The following is a 526-nucleotide window of genomic DNA, read 5'->3' as shown; positions in this document are numbered from 1 at the left end:
TTAGTATGACACTTGAACATGAGTTAACGGCTATTCTCAGAATGAAAAAAAGCAAAATGAAGTACCGTTTAGCGGATAAATCTGAGTGTACTGCCGCCGAACTCTTCAAAACTCAAGTCAAAGGACAATGGAAAAAACTTGCAAGGCTACCTTATCAAACAAAGTCCATTGTCGTTGAGTTGAATCTAACGGAAAAGGCAAAAGATAAGCCGAATTGGGTTAAGGTAAAACTGGTTTTTTGTCGAGGTGTTAATCCTGAGAAGAAAAAAGCAGGTAAACATGATTGGGCACTATTTTTAAGCACAGACGCTTCGCTAAGCGATGAAAAAATTCTTGAGATTTACGCTTTGCGTTGGGGGATCGAAGTGTACTTTAAAGAAGCCAAACAGCATCTTGGCCTTTTGAGCGAGCAAAGTCGTCATTACAGTGCTTATATTGCTTCAATTCATCTTACAGGGTTGAGGTTTTGCTTGCTTCTACATGCTAAGCAGAATGATGACATCAGCAGAGTTTGTGACTCAAGAAA

Annotated in this window: 1 protein-coding gene; it reads left to right on the top strand. The window is 39.4% G+C overall.

Going from position 1 to position 526, the window contains the following annotated elements; genetic code table 11:
• Nucleotides 1-41 precede the first annotated feature (41 nt).
• Nucleotides 42-526: transposase (locus D5018_RS21515; RefSeq protein ID WP_416351558.1), on the top strand; the 485-nt coding region annotated here is incomplete at its 3' end.

The sequence above is a fragment of the Parashewanella curva genome (genome assembly GCF_003675895.1).
Lineage (GTDB): Bacteria > Pseudomonadota > Gammaproteobacteria > Enterobacterales > Shewanellaceae > Parashewanella > Parashewanella curva.
The sequence above is the reverse complement of the archived record's forward strand: the minus strand, read 5'-3'. Positions and strand labels throughout refer to the sequence as shown.